Here is a 19,686-nt window from a genome sequence, read left to right on the forward strand (position 1 = left end):
TCCCATGACAAAGATTATGTTTCGCATCCTGATTGTGCTGACCACAGGTCTGAGCGCAATCTCTATCCAAGCCGCGCCTGTTATCCAACACTGGCAAACCGACAACGGCGCCCGCGTCTATTTCGTTCCGGCGCCGGAATTACCGATGGTCGACATTCGCATCGTGTTTGATGCCGCCTCTGCCCGCGATGGTGATAAACCCGGGGTCGCTGCCATGACCGCAGGCTTACTCGAAGAAGGCGCTGGCAAACTCAATGCCGATCAAATCGCCGATCGTTTCGACAGTATCGGCGCCGACTTTGGTACCGCCTCGTTGCGTGATATGAGCTTAGTCAGCCTACGCAGCCTGACCGATGCACGGTATCTGCAACCGGCACTTGAGACCATGACACTGATTCTGACCCAACCCAGCTTCCCGCAAAATGCGTTTGATCGCGAACGCAAACGTGCACTCATCGGCTTACAAGCCAAGAAGCAATCGCCGGAGGCCATTGCCGATGAAGCCTTTTTCAATGCGCTTTATGGCGATCATCCCTATGCTCATGACCCTAGCGGCACCGAGCAATCGCTGAAAAAATTAACACGCAATGATCTGATCAAGCATCACAAGCGCTATTACGTCGGCAGCAATGCCATCATCACCATCACCGGCGCCGTCGATCGCGCGCAGGCGGAAAAAATCGCGCAACAATTGATTGGCAAATTGCCCACCGGTGAACCGGCGCCGGCGCTACCACCGGTAAAAATGGGTGCACAGGCAGTGCGCGTTACCAAAAACTTCCCCTCGACCCAGACCCACCTGCTGGTCGGACAAGCCGCTATCACTCGTGATGATCCGGATTATTTTCCGCTTTACGTCGGTAATCACATCCTCGGCGGCAGCGGTTTGGTGTCGCGACTGAGCGATGAAATCCGTGAAAAGCGCGGCCTTTCTTACAACACCTACAGTTATTTCAGCCCGATGCGCGAAGCTGGCCCTTTCCAGATGGGGCTGCAAACCCGCACAGATCAGGCCACACAAGCGCTGGAACTCCTGCAGCAGACCTTGCAAACCTTCATGAACGACGGTCCTACAGCCGAAGAATTGCGCGAGGCCAAACAAAATATCACTGGCGGTTTTGCGCTGCGACTGGACAGCAACAAGAAGATTATCGAGAACATCGCCGCAATCGGCTTTTATAATCAGCCGCTCGATTATCTCGACACCTTCAATGCCAAGATTGAAGCGGTAACTGCCGAGCAGATCAAAGATGCGTTCAAGCGTCGCATTCACCCAGACAAAATGTTAACCGTCATCGTCGGCGCCCAAGCCAACGCTGATGCTGCTGCACCTTGAGCAAGCAGTCTGGCCAACTTCGAATCATCGGCGGTGAATGGCGCGGCCGCAAGCTGAGCTTCCCCACCGCCGATGATCTGCGGCCGACACCGGATCGCGTCCGCGAAACGCTGTTCAACTGGCTGCAAGGCATTATCGAAGGCGCACGCTGCCTGGATCTCTTCGCCGGCAGCGGCGCGCTAGGGCTGGAAGCTTTATCGCGTGGCGCAAGCGAAGTCGTGTTTGTCGAACAAAATCCACGCGTCGCTGATCAAATTCGGCAACATCTCATCACACTCAACAGCACCTGCGGCCGCGTCATCACCAGCGACGCATTCTCTTTCCTGCGCGGCCCTGTTACCCCATTTGACGTCATATTCCTTGATCCCCCCTATCGCCTCGACTGCCTGACACAATGCTGCGAACTACTCACTGAACGTGGCTGGCTCAAAGACGGTGCCCGTATCTATCTCGAAAGCCCCTCCAAACAAGGCCCGCCGGCGCTGCCGCCGAATTGGAATTTATTACGCAGCAAGACGGCAGGGGATGTGGGTTATCACCTCGCCACGGTGCCGCAAGCCTGATATCTGCATATTAGAATTAAGGTTTATATACCCTTCAGTAGTTCTCCGCTAAAAAGGGGGCGAATATGCCCCCTTCACGTTTCATTAAAGATTTACTCAAAAATTGCCACGAAACGATATAAATACATAATAATCAAATATTTAAATATTGATATGGCACGACCCAATATTTTTTACTGCGCTCAAGATACAATACAAATTGTCGATATAAACATATGGGCATTATGCCCTGTCTTAAGGAGGTCATGAAATGGCTATACACGGTGTTTCAAATGCAGCCACCCCCATACCACAACAAAACAGCAACGCCCAACGTGTTCAACCAAAGCGCGACAACGATGGCGATAATGATGGCAGCCACACTGGAGAAGTTGAGCAACAGGAACCTAACCATAAACTTTCTTCCACTTCCACGATAGGCAGTATCATCAACACGACCGCCTGACTCTGACATTTAAATAGCATTAGCCGATAACAAAAAGGCCGCGTCATTAAGGCGCGGCCTTTTTGTTATCGGCTCCTTCCTTGGGTGCTGCAACTAACGCACCCTCTGCCATCATGGTATTATTTCGAAATTAATCTTTACCCGGACACACACCTGCATGAGCCGTATCGCCATCTATCCTGGCACTTTTGACCCGATGACCAATGGCCACACGGACCTGATTGAGCGCGCCCTGCCGTTGTTCGATCGGATCATCGTCGCTGTGGCCGCGCGTAGCGGCAAGACGCCCGCATTCAGCCAGGAGGAGCGCCTGGCACTGGCCCGGACAATACTGGGCGACATGCCTAACATCGAAGTGGTCGGCTTCGATACATTGCTGGTAGACTTTGCCCGCCAACAAGGCGCCAAGGTCATCCTGCGTGGCCTGCGGGCAGTCTCGGACTTCGAATATGAATTCCAGTTGGCCGGCATGAACCGCAAAATGGCCCCTGACATCGAGACCATGTTCTTGATGCCTTGCGAACAATATGCTTTTATCTCCTCCACCCTGGTGAAGGAGGTCGCCGCTTTGGGCGGAGATATTTCGAGCTTTGTCCACCCGGCAGTACATCTCGCCCTGAAGGCGAAATTCAGATAAACTTGACTAAATTACTCAACTATAGCGCTGTCAGTAAAGCAGGAAGTAGAACCATGGCCTTGATGATTACGGACGAATGTATCAACTGCGACGTCTGCGAGCCGGAGTGCCCCAATAACGCCATCTCCCAAGGTGAAGAGATCTATGTGATTGACCCCAACCTCTGCACGGAGTGTGTGGGGCATTACGATACCCCACAGTGCGTGGATGTCTGCCCCGTGGACTGTATTCCCAAAAATCCCGATGTCGTCGAGACCAAGGACCAGCTGTACACGAAGTACCTGAAGATCTCCGGCAAGGCATAACCGTTAACCGTGCAGGGCTTGCACCCACCGCTTATTTTGACTAGACTGGCCCGAGTTGTTCTGATAAGTTGAGAACTTGGTTAAACCAGTCCGCTTAGGGAGGAGGATAAAATGATATTTCCAGGTATTTTGGTTCCGATCGTATTGTTTTTTGGTCTTTCTGTATTGCTGTCCAACGCCATGTCTGGCGAAGCAGTGAAGAACATCAAGCGGTAATAATTGCGCTACGGCGCAGTTGCGTAAAAAAGCCCGGGTGACCGGGCTTTTTTACTGTAATAACTCCTAAAAACTCGGTTCGCCAACATCATTATTTCGGTCACGCCACAATGGAAGCACAGGCAGAGCAACGCCATCTTGTAAAATTCCTGGTCGTCTCGGTCACCAGTTTTTTCATCGGCAGTGTCCACGGTGTATTGCAGATGATTCCGTCGATTCGCGCCTGGCTGGATTCCATCGGCAGTCCCTACGGTGGCCCTGGCCATATGATTGATCCTCTGGCTCACGCCCATATCAATCTCATCGGCGGCGTGATGGTGTTGGCCATGGCCACAACGTATTACCTACTACCCAAAATGACCGGCACTCCCATTTGGTCAAAGCGTTTGGTGGAACACTCCTTCTGGTGGACCGTACTCGGCGTCAGCAGCTTCTACAGCGTACTGATGATATTCGGCACCTGGGAAGGAATATTGCTGTTGCAGGATTCACCGCAGATGGACAGCGTGCATAAGATATACATCCCCTTGGCCTCGGCCTCCGCCTCGGTGATGGGTTTTGGCATGTGGCTGTTTCTGGCCAATGTCGCCATGACCATCCGCAGCATGCCTAAAAAACCATGACATTACCCTGCGGTTGCCCGGAAACCGTTCCCGATTGGAACAATCGCGATATCGATCTGGGCGGGCATGCCGCGTTGATCTTGCCCTTACCGACGTTTCTGCACATGCCTATGGGCTATGACGTCTATCGCGGTCGAGTGCGGCACTTGATTCAACAATTGGAATTGCCGGAAAGCTGGCCCGGCTTGACACTGACCCGCACCGGTTGGTGGAAAGGTGAAATCATTGCCTTGCTGAAAAATGCTGATTCACCTTCACATCAGGTGAAACGTCTGCCGAGCCCGCTAAAGCTACGCGGCAAATTGCATCGAGGTGGTATGGAGACGATTCGCAATAGTGTCCGCGAAATGCAATCGCAATTGCTGGACAGCGGCCGCATGCCGAAAGATCTCTATCTCGCCTACCTCACCTGCCCTAATTGCCGTGACCAGCGCGGCGGCGATCAAGTCCTGATGTTGCGCCGTTATGAAGAAAGTGCACGTTTGGCACAAAGGTTAAAAAAGGGTTAGCCCTACCACTCCCCCTGTGCCACACTTAATCAGGGATGGCATGGAATCGTTGTACAGTTGCTCCACCACTCACGCAAATCATGGGGAGGCTGATATGCAGAATGATTATTCGCGCGAGGAATTTTTCGCCTACATGGATGCCTGGAAGCCGGTGCTTGAATCCTCGCACAAGGTATTCACCCAATTACAAGGCGGATCAATGAGCGGCATTGTGCTGATCATCGCCACGATCGGTTTCAACTTCGACAACATCAGCGCGATCGGCGCCTTTGAAAAGTGGCTTATCGGCGGGGCGCTCGTGTGTCTGATCCTTTCCCTGGGGAACATCCTGAACTGCGTGCGAATCACGGATTTCCTGGAGGGGCTGCTGGCCGGTATCAGGAGCCGGATAATTTTTGACCGCTTGAGCGATGTCCCATATACCGAGGTCGAAAATCTGCGCAATGACATCGCCAGGCGACTGGTGCTGACGCAACAATTTTACGGCTATGCGTATTGGTGTTTTCTTGTCGCCGTGACGTTGGGGATTATTTGTTTTATTTCAATTTTACTTCGATTCTGAACTTGGCACTTGTTCCCCGGGCGGCACTAACGAAAAATGCAATTCGGTCTCAGCATTATCGCGCTTGCGGTGTAGTTGCACCGCCAGATCAGTATCCGACGCCGTAACACTCAAGGCACGGCGGTAAACGCCGCTGAAACCATCCTGAATCGCCTGACGCCAGGGTTCATCGGCGCGAATCCGCATCGAGATGACCAGGTCATGCACGGGCCGCCCACGCTTTTCTGTAGCCAGCACCAGAAATTCATTCATGCCTGGCTGCACCGGTTCCGGCTGGGACTGCACCTCGACAACAATATCCTGCCACTGCTGCGTCGCCATGCGTGCTGCTGACCCAGAACCACTGCAGGCAGTTAACAATCCGATCATTAGCATCACTAATCCATTACGCATCACATCACCCATTTTTCGCATATTGCTGCAGGTAGGCCAACAACGCTGCCCGTTCGTCCTCATTCAACAAATGCAAACCTCGCATCCGCCGTTCCTCTTGCATGCGATAAACCACATTGGGCCATTCAGCGGCAGTATGGGTCAACACATTGGGCGGGGCATGACAATCGGAGCAGAACTTCACAAACAACGCCGCCCCGGGCGAGCTGGGATCAACGATCTTAACCGTATGTTGCGACGAGTTAGCGGGAACGTCGCATCCCGCCATCGTCAAGACACCACCAAGAACCGTACCAAACCACAGACACTTACTTGGTGTCATGCTGGGAGCTATCCTGCCCGTCAGTCTTGTCAGAATCGAGACGTCCTCCCGCCGAGGAACCATACAGGCGAACCATGTAATAAACGAATGTGGCCGCGACGGAGATATAAACCAAGGCAACAGCAAATCCCCAATCCACCCAGGCGCGTTCGTAACCGGGGCGATCCCCCCAGAACGGGAAGCTCAAGCCAATGGCGACCAGCAATACCACCAGCACCACGCCGATGAACCATTTAGGCACGGGTTTTTGCGATTCAGGAATCGAATTCACTAACTCCCAATCTTCCATGCCCCGCTTGGCAAGACGTTCTTCATCACTTGTGTATCCAAAATGATCTTGTGGGGCTTGTTCCCACTCACTATGAATCTCAGTGAGCTGTTCTTTGGCTAGCGGTTTGTGTTCTTCATCTTTCATACTTTACCTGCGACAAAATGATGGACGCGGAAACTATCTTCCCAGCCATCGTTGGTTTTAACCCGCACCAGGAACGGATACAGGCCCTTGGGTAATTCCGGACTCAGATGCAGGGCGACGTTAATACGGCCCGCCGTGTCGCTGGCGACAACACTACGCTCAAGCGTGTAACTGCCTGCGGGCAGCCCCTCGATTTTGATCGTAAATTCCGCCGGTGCGTAGAACTTGTTCGCCAGCGAAATTCGATAATCCAGGACTTGATCAGCTTGCAGGGTATCGGCGCGATAGGCGGCGATATGGTAGCGCTCGTAAGTTGCCAGCCCCCAGACAAACATGCCGAGACCCAACACAAATATCGGTAACACCCACGTGGCGCGTCCAAACAGGCTGCTGAGACTGGTCTTGAATTCATTGAACTGCCGTCCCTGCCGCTCACCCACTGCGAATTTCAATAAGCTCACACCTTTACCCTTGCGCGCATGCAGTGTATCGCAGGCGGTGACACACTCACCGCAATTGATGCAGGTGTCATAGACCTCGGTTTTGCGCGGATCAATGCCAAGAAAACAGGACGTGGCGCAATAGTTACACTTGGTACACTCATCGCTACGGCTCTCATCATAGGCGATATGCAGCGTCTGGCTGGTTTTAAAGGTATGCTGCCAAACTTTATAGATACACATGAAGCGGCACATGAAGTGGCGAATCATGGTGACATCGATCAACACAATCAGGAAAAAGATGGTGTAGATCCAGTGCAGCGAGGGCGCGAGACGCGCATCGTGCTGGAAGCTCACAAACTTCCAGATTGCTTCAGGCTCATAAAAATAAAATAGTGGAATCAACGCGACTGCGCCGGCAACCAAAATACACAGTCCCATCAGGATCAGCCAATTCACCATTTTGTTTTTGGCAGGCGCCAGTTGCATCGGCGTGCCATCGAGACTGACATCGGCGCGCTTACCGAGCAATTTATGCGTCATCTGGTTTGCCCATTCGGACAAGGTGTTCTGCGGACAGGCCCAACCGCAAAATGCAGTGCCGACTAGCGAATAAGTCATCGCCAGGGCACAGGCCACTGCCACCCAGAATCCGAACACAATGCTGAAATCGGAAAACCAGACCTGGCGGCCGAGTACAACAAAAGCGCCCTGAATCGGATCGATACGAAACAGGCCCGTCAATGGGATCAACACCAGCAGCGCCATCACCGACATCTGAAACGCGCGACGCTGCCAATGCAGCCGCTGGCTGGGCGCCGCGCGCTCAATGACAATGGGAATTTTGGCTAAGGCCTTGTCAGAACTATTCATCCTAAATTCCTCACCACAGAGGCACGAAGGCACAGAGAAAAAACAAGAATCGATGGGTTGACGATCTGATGGTGATCTTCCGGCAGGTGAATTTCCGAAATAAAGCACCCATCTGTTTTTCCTCTGTGTTCTCCGTGCCTCTGTGGTAAAACGGGGTTTCTTAAGTTCATCGCGATAATTTACCATGCTGGGGGTAGAGACTTCATCCTTAATGATCTAAGGCTGAGATTGAGCTTTCCCCGCTAGCGCCGCATCCAGGGGACTAATCTGGACCAAACGACTACGATATTCCTCGGCTTTGTCGAGCCGACCAGCCTCGATTGCCAACTGCCAGGCCTGACGCAAGGCATCTGCATGCTCGGGACTCACTTTGAGGATGGCCTCGAGAGCACGGCTCATATCCATCCCTTGGGCCGCCATTTGTCCGAGACTGCCATACATCCGGTCGGCCACGGCACCACGGATCCAACGATCCTGGGGATTGGCTTGGTAGGCCAGGCGTAATAGCTGCTGGCTCTCACGCACCCGCTCACGGAACTGCGCCAGCCAGGCGCGGGCAGACAGCTCGGTCGCAACAAAGGCCCGCTCAAAGGGCTCACGTTCGCCCTCAGGCACCGCCAGTTCGCGCATGGCCGTTGGCAGATCCGGCCGCCGCGCCAACAACCATTCCATCGTGTCCGCCACATTCATGCCGCCGCCGTAGCGCACTCGTGGCAGGCGATATTCAATCACTGGCGCCCATTCGTCCTGGACCGGCCCCGGACCGACCTCAAGCCGTCCCCAGTAGCGGCCGAGCCAGGTCCAGCCGCCCTCACCACCCGTCACCTGTGCTGCAGCTTCAGGCGCCAACCGGGCCAGTTGTCCCAGCGTCGCGGCGGCCTCAATGGCGCCGCCTTGCCGTCCCACCATCGCCAAGCGGAAGCCATCGGCAAAAAATACTGCATTATCAAATTCACGCTGAAAACTACGGATCACGGCGGCCAGAGATTCGGGATCGAATTGATTCAGTGCCAGCCATTGCACAAAAATCCCGCCCGCATTCAACCGCGCCTTGGCCCGCGCGAACTGCTGCCGTGACAACAAGGTGCTGCGCCCCACCAGATCCGGATGAAACAAGTCGCCAATAATCACATCGTAGTGGGATTTATCCACCAGCAAAAAACGCCGCGCGTCATCGCGCACGACATGTATCTTACGGCTGACATCTGCGTTCACCGGCGCAAACCATTGTTCTGCCGCCGTGATCGCACCTGCGGATAATTCAACTGCTGTAATCTCCAGATTTGGAAATGGCAAGGCACCCGCCGCGGAGATTCCCGTTCCCATCCCCAAGAACAACACCTTATGCGGCGCGGGATGCAACAACAACGGCAGGCGCGCCTGATTCTGTTGCGAAATCACCGCCAGGGGTTCGCTTGAGGCATCCATGCGCTGCAAATCAGCCAGCAGTAAACGCTGACCATCGGCACGTTGTGTAACATGGGTAATCCCCAGCACATCTTCGTGCAGCATCACATCGCGGCTATTGGCCTGGGTCTGCGGCAACAATTCACTGACCGATGGCAAATTCCGCACCGGCCACGCCAACACCAACATGACCGGCAAGGCCAACCAGACACTGCGCCGCGCCCAGGTCATCCCGGCGATGAATAACAACACCGCCGCCACGATCACGGTACCGTGAGTCCCCAGCAGCGGAATCAACACGAAACCGGCAATCAAAGCACCGGTTGCTGCGCCTAAAGCATTAGCGCCATACAAACGGGCACCGCCATCACCTAAACGAATACTCAACAGCGGCAACCAGGCGCCAAGAATCAGCGTCACTGGCAATGTCAATAACGCAATCATTACGCTCTGCGCCGACATCGCCAGCGCCAGACTGGAAAACTCCACTGCCTCGGCCCACGCCGCCAACGGCTCAATTCCCCACAGACTCAACAATGCAAAGCCAGCGCCGAGCATTGGCAGCAAATCAAACCAGATTGGCGCACACAGCCGCCGCGCCAGTAAACTACCGATGCCGATACCGAGCAAAAATACGGTCAGGATTACCGCCATCACGTATTCAGTGCGCAGCAACAACATCCCGAACAGGCGCGTCCACCCCACTTCCAGCATCAACGCGGCGCCACCTACCGCCGCATAGGCCAACACTGAGGACAACGGCAAAGAACCTGAATTTACTCCGGCGGGCAAATCCACTGCAGCTTCTGCAACAACACGCCGTGACAAAAGAAACGCGATCGCAGCCACGCTCAAACCCAGCAATGCACTAAACCACAGCGCTGCCACCCATCCCACATTCGGCAACAACCATAACGGCAGCAATGCGCCTAAAGCACCGCCGCAAGTATTAACACCATAAATACGCGCCAAGGAAATCGGCGTCGAGCGTAACGCCTGCAACACCATGGGAAAACCGACGCCCAGCGCAAACGCGGGAATCATAACCAAGATCAAAGCAGCGATAGCTTGCAGGCCATACCAACCGGGCAATGATGACGGCGCCAGCCCCGTCACCGTGTTTTGAATCACCTGCAACAAGAACGGCAAGGCCAGCGCATAAACCGCCACGCCCGCTTCAAGCAGCGCAAACCAACGCAATGGCTGCTGGATTCTGGTGCCCAACCGATCGCCATAGAGCGCGCCGCCCCCCAGCCCCAACATGAACGCGGCCGCAGTAATCACCACGCCAAAGATGCTGACGCCAAATTGCAGCGACAACATCCGCGCCCATAACACTTGGTAAGCGAGTCCAGCCACGCCGGACACAAAATAGAGCGCGACAATGGCTTGGCCAACGCCACGATTCAAGGAAATCCCAGGAGAACTAACGGATTGATTCATGGCGGGAACCGATACCAACCCATCAACCGGTCAATCGGCTGCTAAAAAACAATTAAAAGGGAAAAAACCAGACGAAGGATGTCACCGCATGCGCCACCGCCAGCGTTACCGTCAGACCGGCACAAATCATGTGGCCTACAAACACGTCCTTGCCGCCAAACGCCATCGACAATCCAAAATACGCGGTCAATCCAATCATTACCAGCAAAGACGCACCCATGACAAACAGAACCTGATGCTTTGCCTTGTCAGTCAGCTTAAACACCCCGCCCTTAGCCTCGGAATGTTCATTGAATTTTTGCATTACCGTCAGACTGTCATCCCCCGGCTTGGCAGGCCCGGTTTGCGCCACAGCAACACTTGCCCCGCCAATCATCAGACCCGCGAACAACATCCACATCAAAAACCTTCTGATCAGTCCCATGGTCTTAATTCCACTACTCACTTCCATCTGCCGCATCCGCTTCGCGGCTACGCCGCATCGCCGTACGCCAATACAGAATCGCCATCAAGATAAAAGGCATCAACACCGCCACCAGCAAAAACAGGAATATCATCCACGGCGTTTCGATCGAGACATGCATGTAACGATAACTATCCGCTTGGGCCACCGGCACCACCAGCCACAGCACCACCAGCGATACTATTTTCATTAAACCATTCATCAGCGTTTCTCTACAGCAGCGATATCCGCCGCACAACGAAATCCAAAAAAATCAGACGCCAGATTCGGCAAGGAATAGTTGCGGTGATAAGTCGCCGTCGAAAACGGATCACTCTTCCACGAACCGCCCCGCAACACCTTGTATTTCGCGTCCACACCTACCAAATCCACCACCTTCATTGCCCGATCCTCGCTCGTGGTTGCGCGGCCGACCTTGGCCTTGAATAATTCCGCTGGCGCATCCGAACCCGGATAAGCGACAAAGTCGTCAGCGGTCCACTGAGAGATATTACCGGCCATGTCCATCGCCCCATACGGGCTCACCCCCGAAGGATAACGGGTCACATCCGTCGCCGAACCCACCACATAATAAGTATTCAACCGCGAAGTATCCATCTTCTCACCCCATGGCCAACGCCGGCCATCCGTGCCTCGCGCTGCCTTTTCCCACTCTGCTTCGGTCGGCAGGCGCTTGTTGGCCCAGGCGCAGTAATTGTGCGCATCGTACCAGGACACCATCGTCACCGGCTGCATTTCACGCCCCACTGCAATCCGGCCCTGCTCCCAATCCGAGGGGGGGCGATAATGCTTCGCCGCTACAAATCGCGCATACTGCGCATAAGTCACCGGATATTTATCGATCTTGTAGGCGGGCAGGGTCACCTTATGCTGTGGCCGATTCTGTACATTGGTACTCTCTTGATTGGAGCCCATAATAAAAGTCCCCGCCGGGACCGTCACCATTGTATCGAGCGCTTGCCACTGTTCTGGTTTCAATAAGGCCGACAGCCCCTGCTCACTATACGGATCGACTTGCATTTTCCCCACTTCATGCCGTTGATGACGGGTAATATCCTCACCTGCAGCACGTGTCCGATTCGGCATATCCGCCAAGTCATAAGTCGCCTTGGAGCGCATATCGTACATCCGGTTCGAGCCCAGCTTCACCACATGGATGGCGCCACCGATAATCGCCAGCGCAACACAGGTGACCAAGGTGGCATGCAAATAACGTTTACGCTTACGCCGTTCTGCCTCGCTCGGCGGACGGTATCGATTTGTTTTTTCCATTACTGCGTATCGCTACTATCTATAACAGTATCCGAGGATTTTTTATAAAGGGTATGCCGCGGACGGCGACCATAGGTTTTTTTGATGACGATCTCGCCCAAAACCCCACCAAACGCCGCCGCCTCTATGGCAAGGATCAATACCAATATCCAATACCAAAACGGCAACACGGTCACCCCGTCAGGCAGCCCTTCATAGTTAATCATTTGAATATAACTAATACCGCGCGTGACAATTGGCGCGAAATAACACAACAGTTTGCCACCCAATCCATAAATCAACGCCACCACGGTGCCCGCCACAAACGGCACCAAAAACATATCCACGACCCAGATTGGAGAAAAGGTGGACACCCCCCAGAACAACTCCAGGCGCACACCAAGCAAGCGATCTCCCACATAATTCACCAGCGCCCCGGCACCCACTGCCACCACCCCCATCAAGATCGCCATTGATCGCTGATTCATTGCGCCTGCTCCAGTTCTGGTTTGTATTCCTGCCCTGTTAATTTTTCATATTCAGACTTGCGCGTCTCAGCCAGATACCAATCCTGCACCTTCAGACTTGCCAAATATGACGCCAGCGTGTGCCGCTCTGCCTCCGACAAATGGGCATAAGACGGCATTCGATATTCCGCCTTTAACCGTGACGGCAAAATCTCTTGAGGTTTTTTCGATGACAGGTACGCAAACAGCCACGCCTCATCGTGCAACGAGCCCATCCCGTCCAACGACGGTGCAGGCACCGCCTGAGTCGCATCGCGCACCGCCCACAACACATGACATTCACGGCATTTAAGCTGTCGCATCAATGCCGAGGCGGTGTTTTGCATTTCCTTAGGTGCAGTAGAATAAAAAGGGATTCCTTTATCCGGCGCAGGATCCGCCGCATGACGGTATATATTGATGCCCGCGAACAGCACTACGATGACCGCAATTGCGATCAAAATCCCCTTCTCTCCCTTCTTCATTCAATCCTACTTCCTTGCCTGTTTTTCTTCTTTTGCCTTCTGAAACTCTTCACGACGCTTCATCTGCGCCTTCATGACATCCTGACTCTTCTTGAATTCCTCAGGCGACATCTTGTCTCGATCATTTTCATCAAATACCAGGTATTTAATATCTTCGTCGAATTGTTCATTTTTCTTGGCCCAGATGATCATCGCCGCTGCCGCAATAATGATCAACACCCCGGCAATGAGCCACAAATATATGGTCCAACCATCCGGCAAACTATCAAGATTACCCATTTTTCAACTCCTCTAGAACAAATATCCTTGCAACAATTGCACCGTCCCCATAATGACCGCAACCACAATGCCGATAAAGATCCAAATAAACAATATTTTTTCACCCATCTTCAAACCATTAGACTTTATTCCTGTCTCCGGGTTCACCGTACCGGTACGCATAAACTTGATGACAATCACGGTAAATACCAGGATACAAATGATCAGAAAAAAGAAAATGCCAACGCTAAATTGTTGACTATAAATTCCCTCCACCCCCCAGCGATCATCGACAATAGATTTAACAGCCAATTCTGGAATGCTGCCTAACATTCTCATCGGCACTTCAACACCCGTCATCATTCAGCTCACCTTCACTCGCCAACCACCGCTGTTACCTTGACCAAGCTGGACATTATAGCTAAAAAAAATGCCGCTCAAAGAGCGGCATTTTTGAGTTTTTGGATCTGGGAAAACCCGCCCCCAGATCCCATCAAGCCCCCCATCAGGACTTGATCTGAGGCTTACCCTTGTCGTAATTATCCACAAAGAAACTGTAAATAAAGGGTGCCACAAAGACTACAATAATAACGCCCAGTAATACTAACGGTGGATTATCAATATCAATCATTGGTTTATCTCCCTTTTTAGTGCGCCACGCTGTGGTCAGGCTGCCAGCTAAAGTGCGGCAGACGTTTAATCACGATCACCACCGCGATACAGAAGTAAGCCACGTAGAAGATATCGATGGTATACCCCTTATCCCACCACGGCTGCTTACGCTGACGTGTACCATCTGGCTTCATATTGCCCTCGAAATTGGCGAGAACCACATGCTGCCCAACGACGGTATACTCTTCAAGATCAACACCCTGACGGTTCAGCTCGATGATTTGATCTTTGACCATGCGCAGATCATCCATCTCAACTGGGTGACGGTCTTGCAAGGCCTTGTACTTGGTGTCCTTCACATTTTTGACGATGTAATCCATCTTCCCTTTGTCATCAGCAATCGCCTGAACTTCAGGGGTATCCATCAACTGAACGTATTCAGAGAAGATAGCCGCACTCGGACGTTGACCCCACAGCGGGAAGGTGATCAAGAACGCGGTCACAATCGTCGCTGCCAACAACCACACCACCGGCTGGGGCAGGCGATTATTGTCTTCGGTGATACCACCCAGACTCTCGCTTTCCCAGGTCTTACGTGCTGCAGTGTTTTGCGACTCGTCTGTCAGTGAATATAACGGTTTATCAAAATTCCATGCCATCGTAATCTCTCCCCTATATCACTTCAGGCTTAGGACAAAATCAACCAAGTAACGGATTTCGCTTTGCGACGCCATGGATGGAACCTCTGGCGGATACACCGTTTTACCTTCACGATAATCCGTGTATGCCTGTCTCCAGGCAGCAAAGTCGATCGCGTTACCGTTCCCATCTTTCTCGCCCCAGAGATAATCGTAGCGAGGCATGATGGAATGCGGTTGCACCAAACGTGGATTGAAGAAGTGCATCATCATCCATTCTTTGGAAGAGTTACGCGCCCCCACATGCAACAGGTCAGGCGCTTTACGGTCGGAACCGAACGCAGTCGGAGACTCACCGTTATAGTCGCCTAGACGTGGCGGCACACCGAAGTACTGCCAGTCTTGGGTTTCTTCAGGCAGCAACGTATGACACCACCAGCAACCCTCACGCACGAACATGATTTTGCCGGAACCCACATAGTGAGTATTGGCATCACCACCCGTCGTCAGGACTTCAGCGGGCTGCCAACCACGAGTCGCCGTCGCATTTTCGACGTACACGCTATCACTGTCCCGCGCCACAACAAATACTGCCCCCTGTGAGTGGTCAGCCTGGCCAATTTGACCCTTGCCCTCGCTCAGCTCTTTCACGCCCGGACCCAAGGTACGGGGGTGATTGATGCCGCTTGGGAAAGGAATCCCTGCTTCATAAACATAAGCTTCAACAGTTTCAATCGGCTGACCAGTCTTGGGGTCCTGACTCAGAACCACAGTCTTCGGCTTACCAGCCCCTTTGAGAAATGGATCCTCATAGGAGAAACCACCAATACGACCGTAGGACAGCTGCTTGCGTAGACCGGTTTCGGTCGCAGCTACCGAGGTCATATCGACCGTTGGGAAGTACAGGGTGATCATCATCGAGCCACCCAGCGCAACCCCGAACAAGCGTGATCCAATCTTATATTCTCTAAACGCCACTTTGGCATCCTCCCTGGTTTTTTATTAACGTTCGTAGGCCAATTCGTGAGGCAGACGACCTTCTGGAATCACGGCACCAGCGCGTGCAGTCATCCACATGTTGTAGAGCCACACTAAGTTACCAGTGAAGACCATGGTGCCACCGACCCAACGCGCGATCATGTACGGATGCTCAGCGATCACAACGTCAATGTATGGAACCTCGTAGATCTTGCCTGCACCCTGGATCAGACCAGCGATGGTCATGGAGATCCAATAGATCGCGAAGCCGATCAGGAGGAACCAGAAGTGGAAGTTAGCCAATGCCAAGGAATACAGCTTACGGCGCAGGATGGTCTGCAATCCGTAGTACACCGCCGCACCTTCCAGGAATGTAGAGAAACCCAGCAACGCCAAGTGAGCGTGGGCAACGATCCAGCCAGTACCATGCACGTACCAGTTAATGGCACGCGTCTGCTGGAAGCCACCTTGCATGTTCAGCGGAACCGCCAGCAACACACCGGTGATGGTGTATTTGATTTCGACGTTCTCTACGAACATGTGCCATTTACCTTGCATGGTCAACAGCAAGTTGGACACGAAGGCAATCGCAGGCACCAGGATCAGCACCCCTTCAACAGAGGCGAATGACTTGAGCCATTCTGGCAGCGGAGCCGACATCAAGTGGTGAGCCGCAGGCGTGGAGTAGAACACCACAACCGACCAGAAGTGCAAGTGACCGATACGATGCGAGTACAGCGGATTACCGGTAACTTTTGGCACTGTGTAATACGCGATCGCCGCAGCTATCGGGGTAATCCACAGACCCAATACGTTATGGGCGAACCACCAGGTCAGATAGGCTTCACTCAGACCGGTCAGATTGAACCACTCTGGGCTGTTACCGACGATGAAGACGATAGTAACCATGAATACACCGGCACCGAAGAACCAGTTGGTGGTGTAGATACCCTGGGTACGACGCTTGATGATGGTCATCCACACATTAATTGCCATCGGCAGCGCAATGAAGGCAGCAATGTACAAATCGATGAACCATGGCATGTCTGAGTATTCACGACCCGAGCTCATACCAGTCCACAGCAACGTAAGACCCAGCGACAGACCGACGTTCCACAGGAAGCAGTTCCAAACCCCCAGTTTTTCGGACCACAGACGGGTATTACCCAAGGCGGGAGTGATATACATCATCGCCATGGCGAAGGCCATGGAGATCCAGCCGAAGATCACCGCCAGAACGTGCACCTGACGCATGTGACCAAACGAGAACAAGTAGCTACCGGTAACAAAATCCGGAAACGCGAGCTTTGCGGCATTGAACGAGCCCAATCCCGTGCCAATGACGAACCAGATAATAGACGAAAAACCAAAAAATACCGCCGCCGTGCCCGGTGCGATATCCTCGTTTTTCGCAAAAAGGTATTTCAACATGGTATGTAACCTCCCCCTAAATCTTTGCGGAAAAACCCAAACTTAGTCCCTTAAGAAATCCTGTTATTTGTGACTACCAGGCATCATCAGATACCAGGAGAACCACATACTCGAAAACGCAAGCAGAATCCCCATAACAGTAGCTGCCATTTCAACCATTGCAGACCCCCTTAAATTTTATTTAGATTAATTGCGACTATCCCCAGCGTCCCGCCACTCTTGGCCACGATGCACCAGATACTTAACTTGCGTTAATGCGCCTTTTGTCCAGCGGCTTCAAGCTGGCCGTGGCGATTCAGGGCGATCAACATGATCACCGTAAAGGCCAGACCAAATACGATCATGCACCAGTCGATAAAACCCTGAAATGTGCTTGGATCATAAGCCTGCCCACCCCAACCGCCCCAATTTTCAAAGCGGCCGCGGCCCAATGCACACATCAATGCGGCTCCGAATACGCTACCGTTACCCATTCCTGTGGTAACGCCGGCGATCAGACTCACAATTAAGGTCTTACCTGGCGTAAGGTTGTTTTCCATGATTCCCTCCGTTTGTGGTTTGGCAGATACAAAATCCACGACCGGTATTCCCCTCCGGCTCGCCTGCACCCTCCCCCTCAGAAGTGTGCACCCAAAACGCGCCGGTACTATACAAATGAATACCGATATTGACTGCCGATACTTGCATACGCAACTAAGGCAGTCAAGTCTTTTTTGGTCGTCATTAATGAATTTGAAACGCGACATTAGTGTCTAACAAAAATCTTACAATAACTCTAGATGAATTCTTTTCTCTCGCCCGCAATTGCGCTAATCTCACGTACTCTTGCATGCAAAAATTATTTAACCGATTCTAAGGTGTAAAGTAGTGAAGGAAATAGTTGTTTACACAATAGCTGCATGCGCATCGATCACCGTATTCGGATTTTCAGTACACATGTTGATCGGAGGCTTGGTAAGCTCACAACTGGAAGCGGCATTAATCGCCGTCGCTTGTTTGGCCGCCGCCGGGGTCATTGGGTATATGGTATGGGATGTGGCACAACGCCGCCGCAGCGGTAAATAAGGGGCTTTCCGAGTTTTTTCGGTCGGCTTCTTAAGGTGATTATTTGTATGCGGCCAGCAATGATCGGATGTCCCTGAACAAGGACTCACTCTCAAACTGTCCGCGATGAAACACAAATTGTCGCTTGCGTCCTGCAAGATCCATCCCGGTCAACCCGAAAGACTTACCGGCATAGTCAGGAAAATAACGCAGATCTTTGACCAACTCCACTCGCTCGCCGCTCTTGAGCACAACAGCCGCCGATTTTTTTCCCAACTCCAGTCCGCGCGGCGCGTTCGGCAACAACATCAAGCGACTGCTGAGAATACGATTGGTGCCCGCGATCAAAAAGAAGCTCGCAAGAAACAATAAGAGATACGCTAAATTCTGATTGGGGCCAAACCATAACTTCAATGCAATCGAAGCCAATGCCAAAACGGTTGGCACATATAACAACGAATCCCACATCGCGCCCTTTTTATCGGGGGCAAACTGATACACCGTGTTCTCAGCCATCTTTATCCCTGCGGCAATACCTGCTTGATAACCTGCTCCAGTTCGCTGTAGAGCATGCGTCCGGCCTGCTTGTACTGCACCACTTGATTTCGGTCGATGACGAAGGTCCAAGGATCCCCCCTGACCCGGAATGCCTTGAAAGCCTCTGGATTCTGGTATTGATCCATATGCAGGAAAATAATATCGTTCTGATATTCGACTAGTAGTCCCTTGAGCATTTGGAGCTGCACGTCACAGACCGTACAGTGCCCCGGGGTGGCAAATTCTAGCAGTATCGGTTTACCGGATTGAAGCGCCTCGTCCAACGAGTACTGGTACATGCGCTCGTCTGGATAACGATAACTGGTGATGCGACTAAAGTCGCCATCAACATCGGCCAAGGTCTTGGTCTTGACCAAGGGCGCACGCTGCCCCACCTGTAATGCCCCTTCCGGGTTCGCATTACATGCCGCCAGCATGACTATTGCTATCAACGCAGTCGTCAGGCGCCCAACAGGCATTATTTCTTCTCCCAACCAACACAGGTGCGGAAAAGATTATACGCCCAAATCAAGTTCGCCAGGAGCACCAGGGTTCCGAAAATCCCCATGGTTGCCAGCCAAGGTTTAACGACTAGCTCGACCTCCTCGGGCGACATTTCGACGCTGGCCAGGCCGCCGGTAATCCCTGCCAGCGTGAAAAAGACCACCATCCCGACCAAACCCACGTTATGGGTCCAGAAATGCACCTTGACCAGTGTGATACTGAAAATCGGGCGTCGCACCAGACGCGGCACGATGTAATAAACCGCCGCAAAGATAGCCATCTCCACCCATCCCAGCAGATTGATATGGGTATGAGCACGGACAATGAGGTTACCGTGGAGTCGATGGTCGACAAAATGGCGAAAATCGGCGATCCCGCCCATGAGAGCGCCCCAGGTAAATCCAATAATGCTGTAAATAATACAGCAATAGATAAACCATAAGATGTAACGCGTATATACCTTATCCTGCGTCCACGGTTCGTTCACACC

General features: G+C 52.7%; 27 protein-coding genes. 8 read left to right on the forward strand and 19 right to left on the reverse strand.

The window, feature by feature from the left end; translation table 11 throughout:
- Window positions 1–16 precede the first annotated feature (16 nt).
- The 8 genes from HY272_06540 to HY272_06575 all read left to right on the forward strand — a co-directional run bounded on the left by HY272_06540 (window position 17) and on the right by HY272_06575 (window position 5,196).
- Window positions 17–1,336 carry an insulinase family protein gene (locus HY272_06540; GenBank protein ID MBI3772339.1) on the forward strand — a complete coding sequence of 440 codons (1,320 nt, stop codon included), beginning with the start codon at window positions 17–19 and terminating at the stop codon, window positions 1,334–1,336.
- Entirely contained in the window at window positions 1,333–1,899 is a 567-nt protein-coding gene (gene rsmD / locus HY272_06545; GenBank protein ID MBI3772340.1) for a 16S rRNA (guanine(966)-N(2))-methyltransferase RsmD, read from the forward strand. The genes HY272_06540 and rsmD overlap by 4 nt, the downstream gene beginning before the upstream one ends.
- 250 nt (window positions 1,900–2,149) lie before the next feature.
- Window positions 2,150–2,344, forward strand: a complete 195-nt coding sequence (locus HY272_06550; protein ID MBI3772341.1) for a hypothetical protein — start codon at window positions 2,150–2,152, stop codon at window positions 2,342–2,344.
- A gap of 157 nt (window positions 2,345–2,501) precedes the next feature.
- Window positions 2,502–2,981, forward strand: a complete 480-nt coding sequence (gene coaD, locus HY272_06555; protein ID MBI3772342.1) for a pantetheine-phosphate adenylyltransferase — start codon at window positions 2,502–2,504, stop codon at window positions 2,979–2,981.
- 53 nt (window positions 2,982–3,034) lie between these two features.
- Window positions 3,035–3,286 carry a YfhL family 4Fe-4S dicluster ferredoxin gene (locus HY272_06560; protein ID MBI3772343.1) on the forward strand — a complete coding sequence of 84 codons (252 nt, stop codon included), beginning with the start codon at window positions 3,035–3,037 and terminating at the stop codon, window positions 3,284–3,286.
- Window positions 3,287–3,612: 326 nt separating this feature from the next.
- Window positions 3,613–4,125, forward strand: coding sequence for a cbb3-type cytochrome c oxidase subunit I (locus HY272_06565; protein ID MBI3772344.1), 513 nt, complete (start codon window positions 3,613–3,615; stop codon window positions 4,123–4,125).
- A complete protein-coding gene (locus tag HY272_06570; protein ID MBI3772345.1) occupies window positions 4,122–4,634 on the forward strand; it encodes a hypothetical protein in 513 nt (170 codons plus the stop codon). Before HY272_06565 ends, HY272_06570 begins: the two co-directional genes overlap by 4 nt.
- Window positions 4,635–4,728: 94 nt before the next feature.
- Window positions 4,729–5,196: a hypothetical protein gene (locus tag HY272_06575; GenBank protein MBI3772346.1), complete on the forward strand. Its 468-nt coding sequence runs from the start codon at window positions 4,729–4,731 to the stop codon at window positions 5,194–5,196.
- Here the strand turns inward: HY272_06575 and HY272_06580 are convergent.
- The 19 genes from HY272_06580 to HY272_06670 form a co-directional block, all read right to left on the reverse strand.
- Entirely contained in the window at window positions 5,182–5,589 is a 408-nt protein-coding gene (locus HY272_06580; protein ID MBI3772347.1) for a hypothetical protein, read from the reverse strand. The two genes, HY272_06575 and HY272_06580, sit on opposite strands and share 15 nt — an antisense overlap.
- 4 nt (window positions 5,590–5,593) lie before the next feature.
- Window positions 5,594–5,911: a hypothetical protein gene (locus tag HY272_06585; protein ID MBI3772348.1), complete on the reverse strand. Its 318-nt coding sequence runs from the start codon at window positions 5,909–5,911 to the stop codon at window positions 5,594–5,596.
- The gene (locus HY272_06590) at window positions 5,898–6,326 is read right to left on the reverse strand and encodes a hypothetical protein (GenBank protein ID MBI3772349.1); all 429 of its coding nucleotides are present in this window, start codon (window positions 6,324–6,326) and stop codon (window positions 5,898–5,900) included. Before HY272_06590 ends, HY272_06585 begins: the two co-directional genes overlap by 14 nt.
- Window positions 6,323–7,639: a 4Fe-4S binding protein gene (locus HY272_06595; GenBank protein ID MBI3772350.1), complete on the reverse strand. Its 1,317-nt coding sequence runs from the start codon at window positions 7,637–7,639 to the stop codon at window positions 6,323–6,325. The genes HY272_06590 and HY272_06595 overlap by 4 nt, the downstream gene beginning before the upstream one ends.
- A gap of 216 nt (window positions 7,640–7,855) precedes the next feature.
- Window positions 7,856–10,489 carry a fused MFS/spermidine synthase gene (locus HY272_06600; GenBank protein ID MBI3772351.1) on the reverse strand — a complete coding sequence of 878 codons (2,634 nt, stop codon included), beginning with the start codon at window positions 10,487–10,489 and terminating at the stop codon, window positions 7,856–7,858.
- A 52-nt stretch (window positions 10,490–10,541) separates the two neighbouring features.
- Window positions 10,542–10,940, reverse strand: a complete 399-nt coding sequence (locus tag HY272_06605; GenBank protein ID MBI3772352.1) for a hypothetical protein — start codon at window positions 10,938–10,940, stop codon at window positions 10,542–10,544.
- A complete protein-coding gene (locus HY272_06610; GenBank protein ID MBI3772353.1) occupies window positions 10,927–11,142 on the reverse strand; it encodes a hypothetical protein in 216 nt (71 codons plus the stop codon). The genes HY272_06605 and HY272_06610 overlap by 14 nt, the downstream gene beginning before the upstream one ends.
- An 11-nt stretch (window positions 11,143–11,153) precedes the next feature.
- Window positions 11,154–12,224 carry a formylglycine-generating enzyme family protein gene (locus HY272_06615; protein MBI3772354.1) on the reverse strand — a complete coding sequence of 357 codons (1,071 nt, stop codon included), beginning with the start codon at window positions 12,222–12,224 and terminating at the stop codon, window positions 11,154–11,156.
- Entirely contained in the window at window positions 12,224–12,691 is a 468-nt protein-coding gene (locus HY272_06620) for a hypothetical protein (GenBank protein MBI3772355.1), read from the reverse strand. The genes HY272_06615 and HY272_06620 overlap by 1 nt, the downstream gene beginning before the upstream one ends.
- On the reverse strand, window positions 12,688–13,194 hold the full coding sequence (locus tag HY272_06625; protein ID MBI3772356.1) for a cytochrome c: 507 nt from the start codon (window positions 13,192–13,194) through the stop codon (window positions 12,688–12,690). Before HY272_06625 ends, HY272_06620 begins: the two co-directional genes overlap by 4 nt.
- A gap of 6 nt (window positions 13,195–13,200) precedes the next feature.
- Window positions 13,201–13,473, reverse strand: coding sequence for a hypothetical protein (locus HY272_06630; protein MBI3772357.1), 273 nt, complete (start codon window positions 13,471–13,473; stop codon window positions 13,201–13,203).
- 12 nt (window positions 13,474–13,485) lie between these two features.
- Window positions 13,486–13,815: a hypothetical protein gene (locus HY272_06635; GenBank protein MBI3772358.1), complete on the reverse strand. Its 330-nt coding sequence runs from the start codon at window positions 13,813–13,815 to the stop codon at window positions 13,486–13,488.
- A 284-nt stretch (window positions 13,816–14,099) separates the two neighbouring features.
- Entirely contained in the window at window positions 14,100–14,723 is a 624-nt protein-coding gene (locus HY272_06640; protein MBI3772359.1) for a hypothetical protein, read from the reverse strand.
- Between the two features lie 18 nt (window positions 14,724–14,741).
- Complete coding sequence (locus HY272_06645; GenBank protein ID MBI3772360.1) at window positions 14,742–15,620, reverse strand: cbb3-type cytochrome c oxidase subunit II; 879 nt, start codon at window positions 15,618–15,620, stop codon at window positions 14,742–14,744.
- Window positions 15,621–15,704: 84 nt separating this feature from the next.
- Window positions 15,705–17,111, reverse strand: coding sequence for a cbb3-type cytochrome c oxidase subunit I (locus HY272_06650; protein ID MBI3772361.1), 1,407 nt, complete (start codon window positions 17,109–17,111; stop codon window positions 15,705–15,707).
- Between the two features lie 251 nt (window positions 17,112–17,362).
- Window positions 17,363–17,650 carry a hypothetical protein gene (locus HY272_06655; protein MBI3772362.1) on the reverse strand — a complete coding sequence of 96 codons (288 nt, stop codon included), beginning with the start codon at window positions 17,648–17,650 and terminating at the stop codon, window positions 17,363–17,365.
- Window positions 17,651–18,215: 565 nt separating this feature from the next.
- Entirely contained in the window at window positions 18,216–18,671 is a 456-nt protein-coding gene (locus HY272_06660; GenBank protein ID MBI3772363.1) for a hypothetical protein, read from the reverse strand.
- Window positions 18,672–18,673: 2 nt separating this feature from the next.
- The gene (locus tag HY272_06665; protein ID MBI3772364.1) at window positions 18,674–19,171 is read right to left on the reverse strand and encodes a thioredoxin family protein; all 498 of its coding nucleotides are present in this window, start codon (window positions 19,169–19,171) and stop codon (window positions 18,674–18,676) included.
- Window positions 19,171–19,683, reverse strand: a complete 513-nt coding sequence (locus HY272_06670; protein ID MBI3772365.1) for a cbb3-type cytochrome c oxidase subunit I — start codon at window positions 19,681–19,683, stop codon at window positions 19,171–19,173. Before HY272_06670 ends, HY272_06665 begins: the two co-directional genes overlap by 1 nt.
- Window positions 19,684–19,686 lie beyond the last annotated feature (3 nt).

This window comes from Gammaproteobacteria bacterium (genome assembly GCA_016200485.1).
Lineage (GTDB): Bacteria > Pseudomonadota > Gammaproteobacteria > Tenderiales > Tenderiaceae > JACQEP01.

Coding starts and splice junctions, on each gene's coding strand:
- HY272_06540 (MBI3772339.1), top strand. CDS start 17: ATGTTTCGCATCCTGATTGTGCTGACCACAGGTCTGAGCGCAATCTCT.
- HY272_06550 (MBI3772341.1), top strand. CDS start 2,150: ATGGCTATACACGGTGTTTCAAATGCAGCCACCCCCATACCACAACAA.
- coaD (MBI3772342.1), top strand. CDS start 2,502: ATGAGCCGTATCGCCATCTATCCTGGCACTTTTGACCCGATGACCAAT.
- HY272_06560 (MBI3772343.1), top strand. CDS start 3,035: ATGGCCTTGATGATTACGGACGAATGTATCAACTGCGACGTCTGCGAG.
- HY272_06565 (MBI3772344.1), top strand. CDS start 3,613: ATGGAAGCACAGGCAGAGCAACGCCATCTTGTAAAATTCCTGGTCGTC.
- HY272_06570 (MBI3772345.1), top strand. CDS start 4,122: ATGACATTACCCTGCGGTTGCCCGGAAACCGTTCCCGATTGGAACAAT.
- HY272_06575 (MBI3772346.1), top strand. CDS start 4,729: ATGCAGAATGATTATTCGCGCGAGGAATTTTTCGCCTACATGGATGCC.
- HY272_06580 (MBI3772347.1), bottom strand. CDS start 5,589: ATGCGTAATGGATTAGTGATGCTAATGATCGGATTGTTAACTGCCTGC.
- HY272_06585 (MBI3772348.1), bottom strand. CDS start 5,911: ATGACACCAAGTAAGTGTCTGTGGTTTGGTACGGTTCTTGGTGGTGTC.
- HY272_06590 (MBI3772349.1), bottom strand. CDS start 6,326: ATGAAAGATGAAGAACACAAACCGCTAGCCAAAGAACAGCTCACTGAG.
- HY272_06595 (MBI3772350.1), bottom strand. CDS start 7,639: ATGAATAGTTCTGACAAGGCCTTAGCCAAAATTCCCATTGTCATTGAG.
- HY272_06600 (MBI3772351.1), bottom strand. CDS start 10,489: ATGAATCAATCCGTTAGTTCTCCTGGGATTTCCTTGAATCGTGGCGTT.
- HY272_06605 (MBI3772352.1), bottom strand. CDS start 10,940: ATGGAAGTGAGTAGTGGAATTAAGACCATGGGACTGATCAGAAGGTTT.
- HY272_06610 (MBI3772353.1), bottom strand. CDS start 11,142: ATGAAAATAGTATCGCTGGTGGTGCTGTGGCTGGTGGTGCCGGTGGCC.
- HY272_06615 (MBI3772354.1), bottom strand. CDS start 12,224: ATGGAAAAAACAAATCGATACCGTCCGCCGAGCGAGGCAGAACGGCGT.
- HY272_06620 (MBI3772355.1), bottom strand. CDS start 12,691: ATGAATCAGCGATCAATGGCGATCTTGATGGGGGTGGTGGCAGTGGGT.
- HY272_06625 (MBI3772356.1), bottom strand. CDS start 13,194: ATGAAGAAGGGAGAGAAGGGGATTTTGATCGCAATTGCGGTCATCGTA.
- HY272_06630 (MBI3772357.1), bottom strand. CDS start 13,473: ATGGGTAATCTTGATAGTTTGCCGGATGGTTGGACCATATATTTGTGG.
- HY272_06635 (MBI3772358.1), bottom strand. CDS start 13,815: ATGATGACGGGTGTTGAAGTGCCGATGAGAATGTTAGGCAGCATTCCA.
- HY272_06640 (MBI3772359.1), bottom strand. CDS start 14,723: ATGGCATGGAATTTTGATAAACCGTTATATTCACTGACAGACGAGTCG.
- HY272_06645 (MBI3772360.1), bottom strand. CDS start 15,620: ATGATGATCACCCTGTACTTCCCAACGGTCGATATGACCTCGGTAGCT.
- HY272_06650 (MBI3772361.1), bottom strand. CDS start 17,111: ATGTTGAAATACCTTTTTGCGAAAAACGAGGATATCGCACCGGGCACG.
- HY272_06655 (MBI3772362.1), bottom strand. CDS start 17,650: ATGGAAAACAACCTTACGCCAGGTAAGACCTTAATTGTGAGTCTGATC.
- HY272_06660 (MBI3772363.1), bottom strand. CDS start 18,671: ATGGCTGAGAACACGGTGTATCAGTTTGCCCCCGATAAAAAGGGCGCG.
- HY272_06665 (MBI3772364.1), bottom strand. CDS start 19,171: ATGCCTGTTGGGCGCCTGACGACTGCGTTGATAGCAATAGTCATGCTG.